Source organism: Collinsella aerofaciens (genome assembly GCF_039752775.1).
Lineage (GTDB): Bacteria > Actinomycetota > Coriobacteriia > Coriobacteriales > Coriobacteriaceae > Collinsella > Collinsella aerofaciens_R.
The window spans coordinates 1-20,592 of the sequence record NZ_JBDMGT010000026.1 but is presented as its reverse complement, the minus strand read 5'-3'; the positions used below and the strand labels follow the sequence as shown (position 1 = coordinate 20,592).

The following is a 20,592-nucleotide window of genomic DNA, read 5'->3' as shown; positions in this document are numbered from 1 at the left end:
CGTCCCTTGTGACTGGTCATTTAAGAACGTCCCCAATGACTAGTCTGAAACAAATCCCCACTCTCGCCCCAAAATAGTTCGCCAAGGTTTACTATTACGTTCATAAAGTAGTACGAGGCTAACAATGGGGGATGCCATGGCAACGCAGAAAGCCTATGTCCAGGTCAAAGGGCTCAAAAAGCACTACGGCGACGGTGATGCGCGCCTGACGGTACTCGATGGCATCGACACGTCCATCAACCGCGGCGAAATCTGCGTCATGCTGGGTCCCTCGGGCTCGGGCAAGTCGACCTTTCTCAACCTGATCGGCGGCCTGGAGGATGCCGACGCTGGCTCTATTTTGGTGGACAGCTGCGACCTCACGGTGCTCAAGCCCGCCGACCTGGGCGAGTATCGCCGCCGCGAGCTGGGCTTTGTCTTCCAGTTCTACAACCTGGTGCCTGATCTCACCATCAAGGAAAACATCGAGGTCACGGCGCACCTGTCCAAAAACCCGCTCAGCGTCGACGACCTGCTGCGCTCGCTGGGCCTCTACGAGCACCGCAACAAGTTCCCGCGCCAGGTCTCGGGTGGCCAGCAGCAGCGCTGCGCCATCGGCCGCGCACTCGTCAAAAACCCGGGCCTGCTGCTGTGCGACGAGCCCACGGGCGCGCTTGACTATAAGACGTCCAAGGAAATCTTGCAGCTCATGGAAGATGTCAATCACGAGTACGGCTGCACCATCATCATTGTCACCCACAATGCCGCCATCGCGCGCATGGCCGATCACGTGCTGCGCCTGCGCGACGGGCGCATCGTCGAGGATGAGCTCAACGAGTCGCCCGTCGCGGCCGCCGAGCTCGATTGGTAGGCGGCGCCATGACACCTCTCGCAAAACGTCTCCCGCGCGAGCTGCGCCGCAATATCGGCAAGTACCTGGGCATCTTTTTGCTTATGTGCGGAAGCATCGCTCTCACCTCGGGATTTTTGCTCGCAGCGCATTCCATCGGCTGCCTTATCGATGACATGCGCGATGCGTACGCGATTGAGGACGGCCGCGTGACCACCTCCTTCGAGGCTACCGACGATCAACTCAAGGCCGCCGAGGATGCAGCCGGCGACGTCGGCGGCGTCACGCTCTACAAGAATTTCTCCATCGACGCCATCATCAAAAAGACCGCCGGCGACGACGGCACCAAGCGCACGCTGCGCACCTATGCGCACCGCGCTAAGGTGGACATTGCGTCCTACTGTGAGGGCAAGGAACCCAAGGCGGATGACGAGGTGGCCATCGACCGTGTCTTTGCCACCAATAACAACCTGTCCGTGGGCGATAAAGTCGAGCTCGAGGGTCGCACCTACACCATTTGCGGCATCATGACCCAGCCCGATAGTCAGGCGCTGTTCCTCAACAATTCGGACTTTACGGTGAACACCATCACGTACGGCGTGGCCGAGGTCACCGATGGCGGCTTTGCTGCGCTCGAAGATGCCGGCGGCGCACCCGCCTACACCTACTCCTTTACCTTTAACGACCGCGACCTCTCCACCGCGGACCGCATCGACGCCGAGCAGGATATGGTCGAGGCGCTGACCGATGCCGATGCGCGCGTGGACGATCTGATCGATGCCGATTCCAACCAGGGCATTGGCTATGCGCGCGACGACGTAGACGGCGACTCCATGATGTGGATGACGCTACTCGACATCATCATCGTGATCATGGCGTTTGTCTTCGTGGTCCTTACCGACGCCACCATCGAGGAGGAGAGCGCCATCATCGGCACGTTGCTCGCCAGCGGCTATCGTCGACGCGAGATCGTGCTGCACTACCTGGCACTTCCCGCCATTGTGGGCGTGGTCGCGGCGCTTTTGGGCACTGCGCTCGGCGTTGTGTTCTTTACCGAGCCCATGCGCAGCCTCTATTACGGTTCGTACAGCCTGCCGCCCTTCCAGGTGTACTGGAGCTGGGAGATCTTTGTGAAGTGCGCCGTGGTTCCCGCCGCCGCACTCATCCTCATCACGCTGGTTGGTCTGCTTCGCAAGATGGGCAAGACGCCGTTGCAGTTCCTTCGTCACGAGGCGAGCGGCAAATCGGGCACCAAGCGCGGCCTGCAGCTGCCGGAGCGCATGGGTTTTGTTTCCCGCTTCCGCCTGCGCATTTTCCTGCGCAACCTGGGTAACTTCGCCACGCTCTTCGTGGGTATCGCGTTTGCGTCGCTGCTGCTGCTCTTTGGCCTAGCGATTCTGCCCACAATGACGCACTATGCGGATAACCTCGAGACGAGCCTGGTCGCCGAGCATCAGTACACGCTCAAGGCGCCGCTGGAGCTCGAGGGCACTGCCGAGGAGCGCGAGCAGTGGTCGGCACTCGAGCGTCTGCAGTCGGTTGACGGCGCGCTGCTTTCTGCCGCTCAGGATGCCGATGACGAGCTTGACGACGCGGCCGATGCGGCGCAGACGGCAGCCGATGCCGCGACCGCATCTCCGTCTGCCGAGAGCCTGGCCGCGGCGCAGGACGCGCTTGCCAAGGTCCAGGACAAGAAGGATGCGCTTTATGCGCGCCTCGATGATCTTGCCGATGCCCTCGGCTGCAACCGTGACGAGGCTATCGACCTGATTGACAAGGCCTCTAAGATCGACACTGACAACGACGATATCCACCCGGTCAACACGACCGACAACGGCGCGGGCGCAATCGCGCAGGCCGAGAAATATGCCGTTTACCAGCTGCAATACAACCGCGGCGATGGTAATGGCGAGGAGACGATTTCCGTCTACGGCATCTCGCCCGATTCGCGCTATTGGAAAGACCTCAACGTGGGCGATGGGCGCGTCGTCTTTGGCGGCGGTCTGCTCGATAAGTTTGGCTGGAGCGAGGGCCAGAAGGTCACGCTCAGCGACAAGTACGAGGGCGAGCATTATTCCCTTGAGTACGCGGGCAAGGATTGTGCCTGGGGCTCAAAGTCGGACATGAATATCTATATGAGTGTCGACGACTTTAACGAGCTGTTCGGCAACGACGCCGCCTATTTTAACGGCTATGTGAGCAACGAGAAGCTCGACCTCGACGCGCGCTACTTTGCCGGCGACACCACGCCCGACGACATGCGTGCCGTGGGCGACCAGTTCATCGGCATGATGAGCAAAATGATTGGCATGATGGTTGGGCTTGCGGTGTTCATCTTCTTGCTGTTTATGTATCTGCTGACCAAGGCTGTGATCGACCACAGCGCCCGCTCGATCAGCTACATGAAAGTCTTTGGCTATCGCGATAGCGAGATCTCGCATCTGTACATCCGCTCGATCACGCTGTGCGTGGCGGCGTCGCTCGTGCTGAGCCTGCCCGTGATCATCGGCTCGCTCACGGCCATCTTCCGCTCGATGCTGCTCGCCTACAACGGCAATATTGAGATCTACGTGCCCGCTTGGTCTATGGCTGCATGCGTCGGCATTGGCTTTGCGACCTACCTGGTCGTGGCGCTGCTGCACACGCGCTCCATCAAGCGCGTGAGCCTGGCCGAGGCCCTCAAGGTGCAGGAGTAGTCATCGGGGACAGTCTTTGCCGATTCGCCGGTTCGCCGGCCGTGCTGGCAAGGACTGTCCCCAGCTGCCGGCAGGAAAGGAACGTCCCTAGCTGCCAGGTGGCGAGGCACTCATTTAAGTCCGTCCCCAATGAGTGGTTTCAGTCATTTAAGACTGTCCCCAACGACTAGGTACTCCCGTTTCTGTGCTTGACTTCGACCCTACTTCAATGGGTACCATCCCTTATGTCTGTAACGCCATATAGACCGAGGGGATAGATCTATGACCGCAACTGCACCCGCAGCACCCGCTAAGGTGTACTTCACCAACCTGCGCACGCATGCTCGCGAGAGCCAGCTCGACAAGCTCAAGCGCCTCATCCGTCACGCCGGAATTGAGCAGATCGACTTTGAGAACAAGTTCGTCGCTATCAAGATTCACTTTGGCGAGTTGGGCAACCTGAGCTTTTTGCGCCCTAACTACGCCCGCGCCGTCGCAGATGTCGTTAAGGAGCTGGGCGGCAAGCCCTTCCTCACCGACTGCAACACGCTCTACGTCGGTAGCCGCAAAAACGCGCTCGAGCACATCGACACCGCCTACCAGAACGGTTTTACCCCGTATGCCACGGGTTGCCAGATCATCATCGCCGACGGTCTCAAAGGCACCGACGAGGCGCTTGTCCCGGTCGAGGGCGGCGAGTACGTGCACGAGGCCAAGATCGGCCAGGCACTCATGGATGCCGATATCGTGATCAGCCTCACCCACTTTAAGGGCCATGAACAGGCCGGTTTTGGCGGCGCCATGAAGAACCTGGGTATGGGTGGCGGCAGCCGTGCCGGCAAGATGGAGCAGCACGCCGCCGGCAAGCCGAACGTCTCGACCGAGCACTGCGTTGGCTGCCATGCCTGCGAAAAGATCTGCGCGCACAACGCTGTCTCGTTCGACGACACCCGCGAGCGCGAGCTTGCCAACGGCGCTACTCGCACGGTGCACGTGGCCACCATCGACCACGATCGCTGCGTGGGCTGCGGACGCTGCATTGCGGCATGCAACCAGGACTGCATCAAGCCCGGCTATGACGCCGCGGCCGACGTGCTCAACTGTAAGATCGCCGAGTACACCAAGGCCGTCGTCGATGGCCGCCCGAGTTTCCACATCTCGCTTGCCATGGATATCAGCCCCAACTGCGATTGCCATCCCGAAAACGACACGCCTATCGTCAACGATATCGGCATGTTCGCGAGCTTCGACCCGGTCGCCATCGACCAGGCCTGCGCCGATGCCGTCATGGCATCCGAGCCGCTGCCCAACACCGAGCTCACCGACAGCGCGGCCAAGATGGAGCACAACCACGAGCATCTGGAGGGCGAGCAGGCCAAGGACCCCTTCTGCATCACGCATCCCGACACCGATTGGCGCGCGTGCATCGCGCATGCCGAGAAGATCGGCCTGGGCACGAGCGAGTACGAGCTCATCGAGGTCAAGTAGCACCTTTCTATTGGACAAAATAAGCGCCTTTGTAGCGTAAGTTGAGCAAAAGCCGCCCGTGAGCACAGCGCCCACGGGCGGCTTTTTGGAAGTGCGAGGAAAATCGAATAGCGCCGACCACAAACCGATTTTTGGCAACAAAACCCCAGACGTTGCTTTTTGCCTAAAAATACTCGTCGAGGAAGTCGTCGACCGTGTTCCAGTAGAGTTCGGGGTCGACCTGCGCGCTCTTGGCGTGGGTGGCGCCATGGACGGTGAGCTTTTGCTTGACCTTGCTGGCGCACGCGTCGTAGTTTTGGTCGAGCATGCTGTACGGCACAAAGGTGTCTTGGTCACCGTGGATAAACAGCATGGGAACCGTCGCGCGCTTGAGCTGTTCCACGCTGCTCGCCTTATGAAAGTCGTAGCCCGCGCGCACGTTGCACACCAAGTTTGCTACATCGAGCAATGGAAAGCTGGGCAGGCCGAACACGTCCTTGAGCTGCAGAGAAAACTCGTCCCAAACACTCGTATAACCGCAGTCCTCGATAATGCATTTCACGTTTGCGGGCAGAGATTCCCCCGCGACGTTCATGGCGGTCGCCGCGCCCATGGATTCGCCAAAGACCAGGATGCGCGCCTTGGGGTCAGCCTGAACGATTCGCTCGATCCATGCGACGATGTCGAGGCGTTCGGGCCAGCCCATGCCGATATAGTCGCCGCCGGAGCGCTCGTGGGCGCGGGCGGCGGGTGCGAGTACGTTCATGCCGCGGTCGTGGAATCGCTTGACGTATCGGGCCATACCGATGGGCTCGTTGGTATATCCATGCAGGCAGACGGCGTAGTCGTGTGCGCTCTCCGACGCAGCAAAATACCAGGCGGCAAGCTCGGTCCCATCGTCCGCGGTGAGGCTGCTGCTCTCGCGGTTCTCCTTAAACCACGCCCGCGCCTCGGTATCCTCGGCATCCGGCTGCTCACCTTCTTTGTCGTTCTTGCTATCCTGCATCATCTTCATGGTGTATGGCGCGCGGGGATTCAGCGCGAAGTCAAACAGAAAGTTGCCGGCAAACCCCAGCAGCGCGACAACGAGCACCAGTGCAACGACGCCGGCTATCTTGAGCTTTCGATGGGAACGTGCGTTTTGAGACATAAGAAGCTTTCCTATAAGATGTTAATACATCAACATTTAATGCAAGCGCATTATGGACGTTCGCCGTTGATGCGTCAACAGGCAAAGAATGGGTAAACGAAAGGTCACGTATGGTGCAAATTTCGCACGTACCTAGACGCTTTGATATAGTGTTGAAAACTCTTTACGTTGGAGGATGTAACCGGCATGTCCGATTCGAGCGACAGTTCTAAGCCGCGACCCAAGACCGCGGCCGTTCCACACTACACGGTGGGTGAGGAGATCATGAACTCCGTCACCCATGGTGTCGGCTGCCTGCTGGGTATCGCGGGCCTGGTGCTCCTGATCGTATTCGCCGCCCTGCGCGGCGGAGGCCCGGCCCACATGGCCGCGGCGATTGTCTATGGCGTCAGCATTATCCTCGAATACCTAGCCTCCACGCTCTACCACGCGATTCAGCCCGCGCGCGCCAAGCGCGTGTTTCGCATCATCGATCACAGCTGCATCTACCTGCTCATAGCCGGCAGCTATACGCCGTTTTGCCTCATCACGCTCGCAAACGACGGCGGCGCTGTGCTGTTCTTTGCCGTATGGGCCATCGCCATCATCGGCATCGCCCTCGAGTGCTTCCTGCGCGAGCGCCAGCCGCATTGGGTAAGCGGCCTGGTCTATCTGCTGATGGGCTGGCTCGTTGTCTTTAAGCTGCCTGAACTTGTGGCGCTGCTCAACCCCGTGGCACTTGCCCTGCTCGCCGTCGGCGGCGTGTGCTACACCGCGGGCGTGCCGTTCTATATCGCCAAAAACGTGCGCTATCTTCACAGCGTGTTTCACCTGTGGGTACTCGCCGGCAGCATCTTCCAGTTCATGGCGGTGATTCTCTTCGTAATCTAGCGATCGCGCCTGTGCCCGCGGGCCCATCCAAGCGGCCGCCGGGCGCAACTGCCCTATCCGCCATCAACGTTTTAATCCGACGTCCCGAATCTTGGAGGTTCGAGAAACTCCCGATGGACATAACCATCTCCCTTATCACCACCCTCGTTTTGACCCTCATCAACGGCTACTTCTCTATGTCTGAGATGGCGCTCACCACGGCCAAGCGCGCCGTGCTGGAGCACGAGGCCGAGGAAGGCGACAAGCGCGCCGAGCGTGCCATTAAGCTGGCTGCCGACTCCGACCAGCTGCTCGCCACCATCCAGGTCGCCATCACGCTCGTGGGCTTCGCCTCGTCCGCCGTCGCCTCGACGAGTCTGTCCGACCCGCTCGCCACGTGGCTCATGAGCTTTGGCATCGCGCCGCTCTCCGCCATCGCACGCGGCCTGGCGCCGGTCATCATCACCGTCGCGGTCGCCTTCGTGTCCATCGTGATCGGCGAGCTCGTCCCCAAGCGCATCGGCCTGGCCAACGCCGAAGGCGTGTCCAAGCAGGTTGTGGGGCCGTTGTCGTTTTTCCAAAAGATCGCCCGTCCGCTCGTGTGGCTAACTGGTGCTTGCTCCGATGGCCTGGCCCGTATCCTGCGCATCAAGAGTGCCGACGACCGCCAGAACGTCTCGGAAGAAGAGATCAAGTACATGGTCTCGGAGCAGGACGACCTGCTCGACGAGGAAAAGCGCATGATCCACGAGATCTTCGACCTGGGCGACACCGTTGCCCGCGAGGTCATGGTGCCGCGCGTGGACACCACCATGTGCGAGGACGACGAGACGGTCGCCGACGTGCTGTCCACCATGCGCCAGACCGGCTTTAGCCGCATCCCCGTCTATCACGAGGATCCCGACAACGTCGCCGGCATCGCGCACATCAAGGACCTGATTCAGCCCGCGCTCGACGGCAAAGGCGACCAGCCCATCGCCGGCTTTTTGCGCGACGCCACCTTTGTGCCCGACACCAAGGACATCCTGCCGCTGCTGTCCGAGATGCAGACCTCGCACGACCAGATCGTGGTGGTCGTGGACGAGTACGGCGGCACGGCCGGCATTATCACTATCGAGGACATCGTCGAGGAGATCGTCGGCGAGATCGAGGACGAGTTCGACCCCGACAACAAGTATCTCACGCGCCTTTCGCGCCGCGAGTGGCTCGTTGATGGGCGTTTTTCGTGCGATGACGCGATTGAGCTTGGTTGGCCGCTTGAGGAAAGCGATGATTATGAGACCATCGCCGGCTGGATTTTGGAGCTTTGCGACTCGGTGCCCGACATCGGAGAGGTGTTTGAGGTTGCGGGGTACAAGTTTAAAGTTCAGTCGATGCGTGGCCAGCGCATCTCGCTCATTCGCGTGATCGCTCCGGCCGAAACCGATAAGAAGGATTCCGAGTCTTCGGCAGAGAAGCCGGCGGCGTCGGGTGCGGGCTCTGTGGATCCGCACGATGGCGACGAGTAGGGCAAGGAAGAGTAGGGGAGAGTTATGGCAGGCCTGTTCAACATCCTTAAGGTCACCGTCAGCGAGGACAAGATCTGCGCGCATGTGCTGGTGAACCCCGGCATGCCGCTCATGACCTCGGAGGATATCGAGGCCACGGCGCGCGTGTATTACCTGGTGCCGGCGATTGCCAAGCACCTGTGCCTGGGTGATTCCGGTCGCGAGTTCCAGGACTGCATGGGCCAGACCGAGCTCTGCCACCTGCTGGAGCACGTGACGGTTGAGCTCATGAACGAGACCGGTCTTGCCGGTAGCATCTCGTGCGGCCGCACGCGCGTAAGCGAGCACGACGAGCGCGTCTTTGAGGTTGAGCTTTCGTGCCCCGATGACGCACTGGCCATTGGTGCGCTGTCGTCGGCTACCTTTATGATGGACTGGGCGTACCTGCACGCCGACCAGCCTGCCCCCGACGTGGAAGGCACGGTCGCGGGTCTGCGCAACCTGGTGCTGGGCATGCGCGCCGAGGCCGAGGGCAAGGATCCTCACGGGGCCGTCGCCGCTGCGAACGGCGAAGATGCTGCCGAGGACGAGGGCGCTGACGAGGGCGATGTGCCGGTCGACGCCGAGCTCGTTGCCGATGCGACCGCCGAGCCCGTTCCCGCCGAGCCCCAGGGCGTCCCCAACTTTGACGACGAGCCCCAGGTGGCGATTGATACCGAGGGCGCGGTTGCCGAGAACCACGAGGCCTCCGCTGCCGTCTTTGGCGGTGCTGCGACGGTTCCGGCAGGACCTGCGCATGAGGGCGGCCTGCCGCTCGTGGACGGCGCCGGCGAGGACCCGGGTGCCACGGTGGCCATGCCGGCTATGCCCCAGGAGTAGGCCTACGCGTTTATCACCATCACGTACCTGCGCCTTTGCCGTACGCAGATGAGCGGAGCGGCAAGTGATGCGCTGCGGGTATAATGGACAGCATTCAAACGGTGGGCACCGACGTGCCCGCAGGAGAGGAATGATCATGGGTAAGACTTTCAGCTTTGTCTCCGGCGCACTTTTTGGTGCCGCTGCCGGCGCTATTGTCGGCGTTGCTCTGGCCCCGCGCTCGGGCGCCGAGACCCGCGCCATGGCTGCCGATATCGCCAACGACGCCTGGGACAATATGCGCGACACCTACGAGCACAGCGCCGAGGAGGCCCGTGCTGCGGTGAATGACTTTGGCCCGATGGTCGACGCCAAGACCGACGACCTGCGCGCCAAGGTCGACCTGGCCCGCGAGCGCATGGACCAGCTGCGCGAGCAGCTCAACGACGCCATTTCGGGCGGCAACGTGACGCCTGCCGCCGACGTCGTGGTCGAGAACGCCGTCGAGGCTGATACCGAGGCTGCGGAGCCCTCGACCGAGGCATAATGCGCGCCGGGGATTTTGTCGGCGCCAAGATCTATCGCAAGCCTACTGAGGACAAGCGTATCAAAAAGGACGGCACACCGCGCAGCCCTAAAAAGCTCGGAAAGATTCACTTTCCGGTCTTTACCCCGGGCGGTACGCGCGTGGTCGGCTTTATGGTCCGCCAGTCCGATATCGCGGGTATGATCGAGCGTCCCGACCGATTCGTAGCGCTCGACGCCATTGGTGTCTACGAGGGCGCCATCGCGGTTGACGACGTCAAGGGCACCTACGATACCGCTGCGGCCAAGCGCCTCGACATCAACCTGGACGATTGCATCATCTGGGTCGGTATGGACGTGCGCACGGAATCGGGCGACGTCGTGGGCTATTGCTCGGACGTTGAGTTCAAGCCACGCTCGGGCATCGTGCAGGCATTCTATGTGACCGCCGGTGCTGCTTCGAGTGTTTTGGTTGGTGACACGCAGGTGCCGCCGACGATGCTGCGCGGCTACGAGAACGGCGCGATGGTCGTCTCGGACGAGGTCAAGTCGCTCGGGTATTCGGGCGGTGCGGCTGCCAAGGCCGCCGAGGCCAGCGTCGTGGTGGGCGACAAGGTCAAAAAGGGCGCCAAGGTGCTCGACGACAAGGGATCGGTTGCCGTGGACAAGGGCAGTCGCGCACTGGGCAAGCAGCTCGGCAAGACGCGCGGCATGTTCAAGGCCTTTAAGGACGAATACCAAAAGGCGAGCGGAGGCTCGTCAAAAGCTACAAAATAGCGACGTACCAAATGATGGGAGGCAAGCCGGAGACCTGTTGCTCCGGCTTGCTGTGTTTATGGGGGAGGGCACATGCGCCAAAACGGATCCAACTTAAACGGGCGTTCGGGTGCGCGTCCGACGGCGCGCCGCGACCTGGGGCAGCTGCCCAGCGGTCAGCGCAAGCGTCACCGTAAGCCCGGCGCGATGTACCTCAACCATAGCCGCGGGTTTAGCGATCGCAGTGCGCGCATCGGCAACAGCCGTACGCCCCGTCGTTCGTCTCGCCTGCCCTACGCGCTCATCGCCGTGGGTTGCGCGCTCGTGCTGTTTATCGCCGCCGTCGTGGGTTACGTCAACCGCAGTGTGGACGTGGAGCTCAACGGCCAGAAGACCGCGGTGCGCGTGGGCTCTACGCTGCAGAATCTCATCGACGACCAGGAGTTGACTGACACCTACGACGCAGGCGACCTGCTGGCCGTCGATGACAGCGTGCTCAAGCGCCATGGGGGCGAAAAGCTGTCGGTGAAGGTCGACGGCAAGCGCGTGAAGCAGGGCAAATGGGATAGCCGCGAACTCGAGGGCGGCGAGAAGGTGACGGTCAAGGATGGCCGTAACACTTACGAGAAGCACGAGGTTCAGGCTACGGTTATCGAGCCCAAGCTCAAGGTCGAGGGCACGGGCGCTATCGAGTATGTGCAGACGTGGGGTGTCCAGGGCCGCTCCGAGGTGTGGGTTGGTGAGCAGTCGGGCAAGACGCAAGACCGCGGCGAGGTTGTGCCCGCCACCGATTGCGTTGTTGCGTGCGCCAGCGTGGCGCCCAAGGGCAACAAAAAGTACGTGGCGCTGACGTTTGACGAGGGTCCGAGCGGCGCCACCAAACAGATCTTGCAGGTGCTCAAGGAAAAGGGCGTCACCGCGACGTTCTTCCTTTCGGGCGATGCGGCCGAGGCCTCGCCTGCCACGGCCAAGGCGATTGTCGATGCCGGGTGCGAGATCGGATCCAACAGCTACAGCGACGATTCGCTCAAGGGTCAGGACCGTGAGGCGGTACGCGAACAGATCACGAAAGGCACCGATGCGATTAAGTCGGCGACCGGCGTGAAGACGATGCTGCTGCGTGCTCCCTACGCTGCCTTTGACGAGCAAAACTGGATTGATGCGATGGACCTGGTCTCCGCCGTGGTCTCGTGGAATATTGACTCGGGCGACTGGCTGCTCAACGGTGCCGACGAGCAGGTCTCGACGGTGCTCGATTCGGTGACGCCGGGCAATATCGTGCTGCTCACCGATAGAGACGAATGCGCCGAGCAGACGCTCGAGGCGCTGCCGCAGATTATCGACGGCCTTGTCGCCGACGGCTACAAGATCGTGACGCTCAGCGACCTGGTCAAGACGGACACGGCATTGAGCAAAAAGCTCGCCTCGCTGACGAAGGTCGCCATGCCCAAGGGCGCCGTGTTCCCCCAACTTGCCGAGGACGACGACGCCACAGAGTAGTCATTGGGCAGTCGTTTAAGAACGTCCCCAATGACTATGTCACGGATGCGTCAGCGTTTGGTATGCCTGCAATGTGCAGCGCATAAAATCGATGCCGCAGGGCGATGCTGATGCTATAGTTACTGCGGTTAATGAGGGTCAAGAGAAAGGTTACAGGTGAAATCCAAACCTCGACCATACAGTCGATGACCCCATGCAGGTGCTTTTTGCGCATGCACGGGGTGTAAGCGTCGAGCGGCGTGCCGCCCGCGCATGCGTATACATATCCAGAAGCCCCCGGACGTCGCACATGCGGCCGCGTTCGGAGGAATAATGATGGGGAGCACCATTGAATTATCTGAGTGAGATGCTCAAATTGCCGGTCTTGGACGTCGATGGCGAAAAGCTCGGCGTGGTCAACGATTTTGGCATTGCTACCGGCGAAGTTTTTCCGCACGTGACGTCGCTCGCGTTCCGCGGACCCGGCAAGACGCCGTTTATGATCAGCTGGCGCAAATGGGTCGACCGTATCGACGAGACGGGTGTACACCTTAAGACGTCGGCCACCGAAATCCGTTTTTCGTACCTGCAGCCGACCGAACTCTTGCTTGCCCGCGACGTGCTCAACAAGCAGATTGTCGACACGCAGGGCATGAAGGTCGTGCGCGTAAACGACATCAAGTTTTCCATGTCGGGCGAAAACCAGCTGCGCCTGCTGGGCGCCGAGGTCGGTGCTCGCGGTCTGCTACGCGCCATCAGCCCCGCGCTCGAGCATATCGTCGAAGGCTTTATGAAGCACCTGGGCAAGCCACTCAGTGAGGACATCATCGCTTGGTCCTACATGGACCTGCTCGACCGCTCGACCAAGAACATTCAACTCTCGGTGTCGCACAAGACGCTCGGCGAGCTGCACCCTGCCGACATCGCCGACATTATCGAGCAGCTCGACCCGCGCCTGCGTGCGCAGGTGTTTGCGCAGCTCGATACTGCCCAGGCCGCCGAGGCCATCTCGGAGTTCGATGACGACGAGCTTATGACCGAGATGCTCGAGGGCCTGTCCGATACCGACGCATCGTCGATGCTGGCCATGATGGACCCGGACGACGCTGCCGACCTGATCGACGAACTCGATTATGAGAAGGCCGAGAAGCTCCTGCGCCTGATGGGCGTCAAGGAGGAGAAGGCGATTCGTAATCTGCTGGGCTACGAGGACAACACCGCCGGCCGCATCATGACCTCGGAGTTTGTCTCGCTGCCCGCCACGGCGACGGTCGGCGACGCCATCGAGGCGATTCGCGAGCTCGACGAGGACTTCGAAAGCGTCTACTACGTCTATACCGAGGATCCGAGCGGCATGCTGACCGGCGTGCTTTCGCTGCGCACGCTGATCGTAGCCGACCGCGACGCCACGCTGGGTCAGCTGGCCTATCGCGACCTGGTCTATGTGTCGCCCGACGAGGACCAGGAAGACGTGACGGACGAGATGACCAAGTACGACCTGGTTGCCATCCCTGTCTGCGACGAGAACCGTCATATCCTGGGTATCGTAACCTTCGACGACGCCATGGACGTTATTGCCGAGGAGCATCAGGAGGACCTGCAGATCGCCGGTGTCGGCTCGGGCGATAGCGCGTCGGACGACTCGACGAACGTGCTCAGCTGGTTTGCGCATCGCCAGTACTGGGTTGTCGTGTGGGGCATTGCCTCGTGCATCATGGCAACGGTGCTGGGGACGGCGCTCGGCTCCGCGCATCTGGTGGTGTTCCCCATGTGCGCCATGCCGCTCGTGCTGCTGGCGGCCTCGCGCATGGTGTCGTTCGTCAAGAACTACTTTCTGGAGTATGACGGTCACGACGACGAGCCCAAGCCGTATCTGGGGTTCTTCTTCCAGAGCACGGGCATGGGCCTGATTCTGTCACTCGTGACCTACCTGTGCGCCCAGCTGGTGCGCACCGCTGCGTTCCCCGATGCGCCCATGTTTGAGGAGCAACTCTTTACCGGGTGCTTTAATATCGCTGCCATCATTTGCCTGGTTGGCAACATGAGCGCCGTGATTTACCTGATGGTGCTGTTCTGGCGTGACGAGCATGACCTCAACACGTCGGGCACCGCCATGAACGTTATTGCCGTCATGATCTCGTGCGTGGCGTACTGCGCCGCTGCGGTGCTGCTCACCATGTCGGTCATTGGTTAGGTGGTCGCGTGCAAAATACCAAGCAAAAGTCGGGCACCAAGCAAAAGTTGACCATCGCGGCCATCTTTGGCGCTATGGGTCCCGGTCTGCTGGCGGCGCTTTCGGGCAATGACGCCGGCGGCATTGCAACGTATTCCAGCGCGGGCGCCAGCTATGGCTACAAGATGCTCTGGATGCTTCCCGTCATGACCGTGCTGCTTATCGTGACGCAGGAGACCGCGGCGCGCTGCGGATGCGTCACGGGTAAGGGCCTGGCGTCGCTCATTCGCGAGCGCTTTGGCGTGCGCAAGAGCGTGTTGGCCATGGCGGCGCTGTTGATCGCCAACACGGCGGTGACCATCTCGGAGTTCGCGGGTATCGCGAGTGGCCTTGCTCTGTTTGGCGTGCCGGCGAGCATCTCGGTGCCGCTCGTGGCGCTGCTGGTGTGGATGCTTACCATGTCGGGCAGTTTCCAGCGCATCGAGAAGATTTTGCTGCTGGTAAGCTGCGTGTTCGTGACCTACGTCGTCGCCGCGTTTATGGCCGGCCCCAACTGGGGCGAGGTCGCGGTCGACCTGGTCGTGCCTAACATTCAAAATGATCCCAACTACGTGTCGCTCGTGGTCGCAACGATCGGTACCACCATCGCGCCGTGGATGATTTTCTTGGCGCAGAACAACGTGGTCGATAAGAACGCGGGCGAGGACGATATCGTGCTGCAGCGCATCGATACCGTGAGCGGCTCGCTTGCCGCCGATGTCATTGCCGGCTTTATTATCATCACGACCGGTACGGTGTTGTTCCCGGCGGGTATTCAGATTAGCGATGCCGCCGATGCTGCCCGCGCGTTGGAGCCTATTGCGGGTCAGTGGTCCACGGTACTGTTTGCCTCGGGCCTGGTCGCGGCGAGCTTCTTGGCTGCCTGCGTGCTGCCGGGCGTTACGTCGAGCGCTATCTGCGAGGCATTTGGCTGGGAGCGCGGTGCCGACCGCAGCTGGGACGAGGCCCCGGTCTATCGCGGCATCATTACGGCCATCATCGGTATCTCTGCCGTGCTGGTGCTTATGCCCGGCGTCGATCTGTTCCAGATTATGATGACCTCGCAGGTCATCAATGGCGTGCTACTGCCCGTGGTTCTGGTGTTCCAGGTGGTTATTGCCGCTGACCGTCACATTATGGGCGCTAACCGCAACGGCCGCGTGTGGAATGTGCTCACTTGGGCGACTATCGGTGTGATTACGGTGCTCACGGTCGTCATGTTTGTTCTGCAGGCGATGGGTTACAGCGCTTAGCGCCTCTTTTGGACTCCAAACAGGCCGCAGCGATGGGCTGCGGCCTGTTTTTTGTCTGCTATAGGGTGTTAGTTATATAGCAATGGACAAAAAATGCCAAATATGAGTACTGTTGCTAAGTGAATAGCATTTACATCCTAAAAGATAATGAACATAGCCTTTAGTATGTTCATTAAAATTGGCTCCAATACGCCTTAAACCAGTCAGGTTGGCTGCTTTAGGGGGTTGTAGGGGTCGCTCGGACGTCATTTTGGGTGGTTTTGCCTGCTACTAAAATGGTAACAGTACTCATATTTGCCCTTTTTTGCCCACAGACCTTTGAGGGTGCGGCGAAAAGGGCTTGTTTTGATTGTTTGGGGCAGGCACGAGGCGCGGAAACGATGTCTGGAGCGACGGAGCGGCCTGGAATTCATCCGTAGAGGTCTTCATTGGCTGCGCCAGGAGTGTCCCTAACTGCCGGAGGGGGTGTCTGCCGTGGCAGACACCCCCTCCGGATGTGGGAAGTTTGCGCTGCAGGTTACTTGTCGGTGCCCAGCTTGTGCGGCTTGAGAGCGAGCGCATTGACGAGTGCGTCGGTGGCAGACTTGACGGCTGCCGGCTGCGGATCGTTGACGTGATCCTCGGGGTGTACGGGCAGGTCCTTCTTGACGGCATCGTGGATCAAGTTGAGGTACTCAGTCACGCCAGTGGTCGATAGGTGCGTGCCATCGCCATCGAACAGGTCGTTGCGGTTGGCACTGTATCCGTACCAGTCGATAACGCGCACGTTCTTGTAGCGCGTAGCGGCGTTGGCGATGGCCTGGTTGGTAGAGCCAATCCACGGCTGCGGGCTGCGCGTGTTCACAAACACCACCATACGCTTATCTCCCGCATCGGCCATGATGGCGTCGATCTGGTCGTCGGTTACCAAGCCGTTGGTGCCCAGGGCAAAGACCACGATCTTGCCGGCAAGGTTCTGCTGGATATAGCCTTCAAATGTCGCGCGCCCCGCATCGAACTGGCGGCCCTTTTCGGCATCGATATGGCTGTGCGGGAACACGCCGTCAAAGGTGTCTACGGCACGCAGCGACACGGAGTCGCCGATCATAAGCAGATCGTAGGAGCCATCGGGGAAGCCGTCGTTGTCCTTGTCGGTGTCGTCGGCCGCCTGTTGGTCGGCGGGCGCGGTGTTCTTGGCTTCCTTGTTGAGGACTTCGGCGCCCTCACCGCTCAGTGCGGAGGTCTCCGGCACAAAGATCAGGCCGCCCAGTGCAACGACCAACACGACAGCACAGGCTGCGCAGACAGGGACGTGCGCGCGCACCCAGTTGGCGGGCGTGGCGGTGCCATCGCGGAATTCGGCGACGGTGCGCCCAAAGGCGCCCTTCCTAAACGGAGTCTCGATAAAGCGATAGCAGCACTCTGCCACGGCGACCACCAGCAGCACCTGCAAAATGTATTGCCACCAGGGCGTATCGTTGATGTTGGCGACCGGGTTCATGAGCAACAGCAGCGGATAGTGCCACAGGTAGATGCTGTACGAGCGCTTGCCAATCCACACGAGCGGCTCGGCGGACAGCGCGCGGGCAACCATTCCCTGGGGCTGCACGCAGGCCGCGATGACCATGAGCGTGAGGATCGAGCACAGCAGCGTGCCTCCGCGATACTGGAAGGCGGTGTAGCCGTTGGTGAGCGCGACCATGGCGGCAAGGCCAACCAGACCCACGACGCCCAGCACATCGATGGATGCGGGCGAGGACCAAAAGCGCACGAGGGCGCTCGGTTGTGCCGGGGCGGTCTCGGCTGATTCGTCGGCCTTCTCGCCAGGCTTGCCCTCGGCGTTCTTGCCGTGCTTGGCGGCGCCGGCCAGGCGATTGAGCCCCAAACGACGAGCGAGACGCACCGGCGCCAGGTCGCGATCGGGGATAAAGGCCATCCAGGCACCCAGCAGCAGCGAGAACACACGGGTGTCGGTGCCGTAGTACACGCGGCTGGGGTCGGCGGCGGGGTTATAGAGCACCATCATGGCGAGGGCAGATACCGCGGCAAGGCCCAGAACCACGCGGCGCGTGTTGGGCTTGCTCACATGCATGGATACCATGGCAAACAGCAGTGGCGGCCAAATTAGGTAGAACTGTTCCTCGATGGCAAGCGACCAAAAGTGCGTGAGCGGTGAGGGGTCGCCCAGGGCATTGAAGTACGAGACGTTTTGGGCAATCTGCCACCAGTTGTTGAAGAACAGCAGCGACGGCAGGATGTCGGGGCGCATCTTGGTGAGCATCACGTGGTTAAAGATGGTACACAGCGCGCAGGTCACGAACACTACCGTTACCACGGCGGGGACCAGGCGACGGATGCGGCGAATCCAGAAGCTCTTAAGGTCGATGCGGCCGGTCTTAGCGACTTCGTTGAGCAGCAAGCGCGTGATCAGATAGCCCGAAAGCACAAAGAAGATCGTGACGCCGAGCAGGCCGCCCTGAGCCCACGTGAGGTTGAGGTGATAGAGCACCACCGCGACGACGGCAAGCGTGCGCAGGCCGTCGAGCGCAGGAATGTAGCGGGACTTGGGACGAGCGGGTGCCTGCTTGTCGGTAGCGGACGAGTGTGTGGCGCCGGTGTTGGTCTTGGCTGCATGGGCGTCCTTGTTGGTGGGCGTTCGATGCGGGCTCGGGCCGCGTCGCGACTCGCCGGTGCGGCGGTCGGCGCGCGGGCGTTCGTGCGGCGCCTGGTTATCGGGCGCGCGGCGCGGTCCGCGTGGGCTCGATTGTGGGAATTGCTCCATAAAACATCATCCAATGACGAGAATACTCAGCACATATTCATTGTAGCTGCCTGCTCCTGTGAATGCTTGCTGCTGGCGCAACCTCAAGGGCGCGTTCACATCAAAGTGAACTAAAGTTATAAGGGGTGCGAAGGCGCGCAATCGACGGTCGACGGTGGGTGCAAGGCCCGCAGACGAGGAGGTTTCCATGGCAGACAACGGCATTGTTGCGGTGTTCGGCAGCATGAACATGGACCTTTCGGTGGCGTGCGAGCGCATGCCGCGCGCGGGCGAGACCGTCGGCGGCAGCGGTTTTATCACCAACGCTGGCGGCAAAGGCGCCAACCAGGCCGTCGCTGCCGCGCGCATGGGCGCGCGCACGAACATGATCGGCGCGGTCGGGCGCGATGCGTTTGGTGCATCGCTCGTGGCGGGGCTCCAAGATGCTGGCGTGGACTGTGACTTTGTGGCGCGGTGCAACGACGTGGAGACGGGCACGGCGACCATCATTCGCTGCGAGGGCGACAACCGCATCGTGCTGTCACCGGGTGCCAACCATGCGCTTGCGGGTGAGGACGTTGCCTGCGCGCTGAGACGTCTGGTGGCCGATGAGTTCGACGGCGACGCCAGCGATATTGCCCCGGCTGCCGGCAGCGTCTTTATCGCTCAGGGCGAATGTGACCTTGCAGCGACTGCCGAGGCGCTTGTTTGCGCTCATGAGCTGGGGTTCTATACGGTCTTTAACCCGGCTCCCGCCTGCGATCTGCCGGCGGGAGCGTGGCCTGCGGTCGACTTGGTCTGTCCCAACGAGACCGAGTGCCAGGTTCTGACGGGTATCCTGCCCAAGGACGATGAGAGCTGCGCCGCGGCGCTCAATGCCCTGCTCGCCAAGGGTGCCGGAGCTGCGGTCATCACGCTGGGCGGCGCCGGCTCGGTTGCGCTCGGCGATGACGGCGAGCCGCTGCGTCTGCCGGCACTTTCGAGCACGGTAGTCGATACCACGGCCGCCGGCGATACGTTTATCGGCGCGTTGGCGGCGGCTCGTCTGGAGGGCTTGCCGCTCTTTGAGTGCATGGCGGCGGGTGCACGCGCCTCGGCGGTGACGGTGTCGCGCTTGGGCGCGCAACAGTCGATTCCCACGCGCGCCGAAGTTGAGCACGTGTTTGATTTAGACGATTTAGTACAAGACGGAGAAGCGGAGTAGAACAATGGCAATCAAGAAGCTGATCCTTGATCTGGATATGGGCGTGGACGATGCGATGGCGCTTGCCTATGCCATCGCGAGCCCCGAGGTGGAGCTCGTGGGCATCACCACGTGCTTTGGCAACGTGCGCGTCGAGCAATCGGCGCACAACTGCCTGGCAGTGCTCGATCTGCTGGGTCGCCCCGAGATTCCGGTGTACCTGGGCGCCGATCGTCCCATTAAGGCGACTGAGCCCTATACACCGCCGGCGTCCACCACGCTCATCCACGGCAAGAACGGCATTGGCGGGGCGAGCGTGCCCGCGTCGCCGTACGAGCCGGTGGGGGCGACGTCGGCTGATGGCAACGCGGCGGTCGATTATCTGATCGATGCCGCGCGCACCTATGGCCCCGATCTGATCTACGTGGCGACCGGTCCGCTCTCCAACCTGGCACTTGCCTTGGAGCGCGATGCGGCGGCGATGATGTCTATCGGTCGCGTGGTCGTGATGGGCGGCGCCCTGACCGTGCCCGGAAACGTGAGTGCGGGCGCCGAGGCCAACATGGCAAGCGATCCCGAGGCGGCCGATGCCGTGCTACGTTCGGGCCGCAAGCTCACTATGGTGGGTCTGGATGTGACGCATCGCGTGGTGCTCACGCGTCGCGACATTGCCGGCTGGACGGGTTCGGGCACCATGACCGGTTGCGCGTTTGCGAGCATGGTGGAGCACTACATTGGCTCGTACGAGATGAACGCCCCCTACCTGGGTGGCTGCGCGCTGCACGATCCGCTTGCCGTCGCTGTGGCGATCGACCCCACGCTCGTGGGTGCGCTCGGCTGTAACCTGCGCGTCGACCTGCTCGGCGAGTATCGCGGCCGCACCATTTGCGACGAGCGCCGCCTATCCGATCCAGACAAGAGCGCGCTTGTGGCACTGACCGTGGATGCCCCGCGCTTCCTGTCCGAGTTCAAGGCGCGCATGGCCCGCATCCTAGGCTAGGCTCGGGATCGAAGCACGCCCATCTGCTCGATGTGGCCGCTGGCGGGCCGACGGTTGATTTCCGATCTCAGCCGAACACATTAAGCGAATAGGCCGTTCCCGCAGCTAGCCGAACGCCCCCGAGGTCCT

The 20,592-nt window shown here is 61.4% G+C and carries 15 protein-coding genes; 13 read left to right on the top strand and 2 right to left on the bottom strand.

The genetic code is table 11. The features are described 5' to 3' along the window. Positions 1–136 precede the first annotated feature (136 nt). The 3 genes from ABHR63_RS07680 to ABHR63_RS07670 all read left to right on the top strand — a co-directional run bounded on the left by ABHR63_RS07680 (position 137) and on the right by ABHR63_RS07670 (position 4,992). Positions 137–850: an ABC transporter ATP-binding protein gene (locus ABHR63_RS07680; protein ID WP_346965192.1), complete on the top strand. Its 714-nt coding sequence runs from the start codon at positions 137–139 to the stop codon at positions 848–850. Positions 851–858: 8 nt separating this feature from the next. Continuing rightward, positions 859–3,525, top strand: a complete 2,667-nt coding sequence (locus ABHR63_RS07675) for an ABC transporter permease (RefSeq protein WP_346965191.1) — start codon at positions 859–861, stop codon at positions 3,523–3,525. A 261-nt stretch (positions 3,526–3,786) separates the two neighbouring features. Next, on the top strand, positions 3,787–4,992 hold the full coding sequence (locus ABHR63_RS07670; RefSeq protein WP_346965190.1) for a DUF362 domain-containing protein: 1,206 nt from the start codon (positions 3,787–3,789) through the stop codon (positions 4,990–4,992). A 163-nt stretch (positions 4,993–5,155) separates the two neighbouring features. Here ABHR63_RS07670 and ABHR63_RS07665 read toward each other — a convergent pair whose 3' ends face one another. Next, positions 5,156–6,121, bottom strand: a complete 966-nt coding sequence (locus ABHR63_RS07665; RefSeq protein ID WP_346965189.1) for an alpha/beta hydrolase — start codon at positions 6,119–6,121, stop codon at positions 5,156–5,158. Positions 6,122–6,307: 186 nt separating this feature from the next. Here ABHR63_RS07665 and trhA point away from each other — a divergent pair, with 186 nt between their 5' ends. The 8 genes from trhA (at position 6,308) to ABHR63_RS07625 (ending at position 15,540) form a co-directional block, all read left to right on the top strand. After that, the gene (gene trhA / locus ABHR63_RS07660; protein WP_172676303.1) at positions 6,308–6,991 is read left to right on the top strand and encodes a PAQR family membrane homeostasis protein TrhA; all 684 of its coding nucleotides are present in this window, start codon (positions 6,308–6,310) and stop codon (positions 6,989–6,991) included. A gap of 113 nt (positions 6,992–7,104) precedes the next feature. Further along, positions 7,105–8,478 carry a hemolysin family protein gene (locus ABHR63_RS07655; RefSeq protein WP_006235739.1) on the top strand — a complete coding sequence of 458 codons (1,374 nt, stop codon included), beginning with the start codon at positions 7,105–7,107 and terminating at the stop codon, positions 8,476–8,478. A 24-nt stretch (positions 8,479–8,502) separates the two neighbouring features. Continuing rightward, positions 8,503–9,336, top strand: coding sequence for a cyanophycin synthetase family protein (locus ABHR63_RS07650; protein WP_346965188.1), 834 nt, complete (start codon positions 8,503–8,505; stop codon positions 9,334–9,336). Between the two features lie 136 nt (positions 9,337–9,472). Beyond that, positions 9,473–9,862: a YtxH domain-containing protein gene (locus tag ABHR63_RS07645; RefSeq protein WP_035136593.1), complete on the top strand. Its 390-nt coding sequence runs from the start codon at positions 9,473–9,475 to the stop codon at positions 9,860–9,862. Next, entirely contained in the window at positions 9,862–10,617 is a 756-nt protein-coding gene (locus ABHR63_RS07640) for a PRC-barrel domain containing protein (protein WP_346965187.1), read from the top strand. Before ABHR63_RS07645 ends, ABHR63_RS07640 begins: the two co-directional genes overlap by 1 nt. A 72-nt stretch (positions 10,618–10,689) precedes the next feature. Beyond that, a complete protein-coding gene (locus tag ABHR63_RS07635) occupies positions 10,690–12,096 on the top strand; it encodes a polysaccharide deacetylase family protein (RefSeq protein WP_346965186.1) in 1,407 nt (468 codons plus the stop codon). Positions 12,097–12,442: 346 nt separating this feature from the next. After that, complete coding sequence (locus tag ABHR63_RS07630) at positions 12,443–14,269, top strand: magnesium transporter (protein WP_430392751.1); 1,827 nt, start codon at positions 12,443–12,445, stop codon at positions 14,267–14,269. 74 nt (positions 14,270–14,343) lie between these two features. Further along, a complete protein-coding gene (locus tag ABHR63_RS07625) occupies positions 14,344–15,540 on the top strand; it encodes an Nramp family divalent metal transporter (RefSeq protein ID WP_320677860.1) in 1,197 nt (398 codons plus the stop codon). A 517-nt stretch (positions 15,541–16,057) separates the two neighbouring features. Here the strand turns inward: ABHR63_RS07625 and ABHR63_RS07620 are convergent. Continuing rightward, entirely contained in the window at positions 16,058–18,301 is a 2,244-nt protein-coding gene (locus tag ABHR63_RS07620; protein ID WP_346965943.1) for an acyltransferase family protein, read from the bottom strand. Between the two features lie 187 nt (positions 18,302–18,488). Between ABHR63_RS07620 and ABHR63_RS07615 the strand changes: the two genes are divergently transcribed. Beyond that, on the top strand, positions 18,489–19,484 hold the full coding sequence (locus tag ABHR63_RS07615; RefSeq protein ID WP_320676844.1) for a ribokinase: 996 nt from the start codon (positions 18,489–18,491) through the stop codon (positions 19,482–19,484). A 4-nt stretch (positions 19,485–19,488) separates the two neighbouring features. Continuing rightward, positions 19,489–20,463: a nucleoside hydrolase gene (locus ABHR63_RS07610; protein ID WP_320676842.1), complete on the top strand. Its 975-nt coding sequence runs from the start codon at positions 19,489–19,491 to the stop codon at positions 20,461–20,463. The last annotated feature ends 129 nt before the right edge of the window (positions 20,464–20,592 follow it).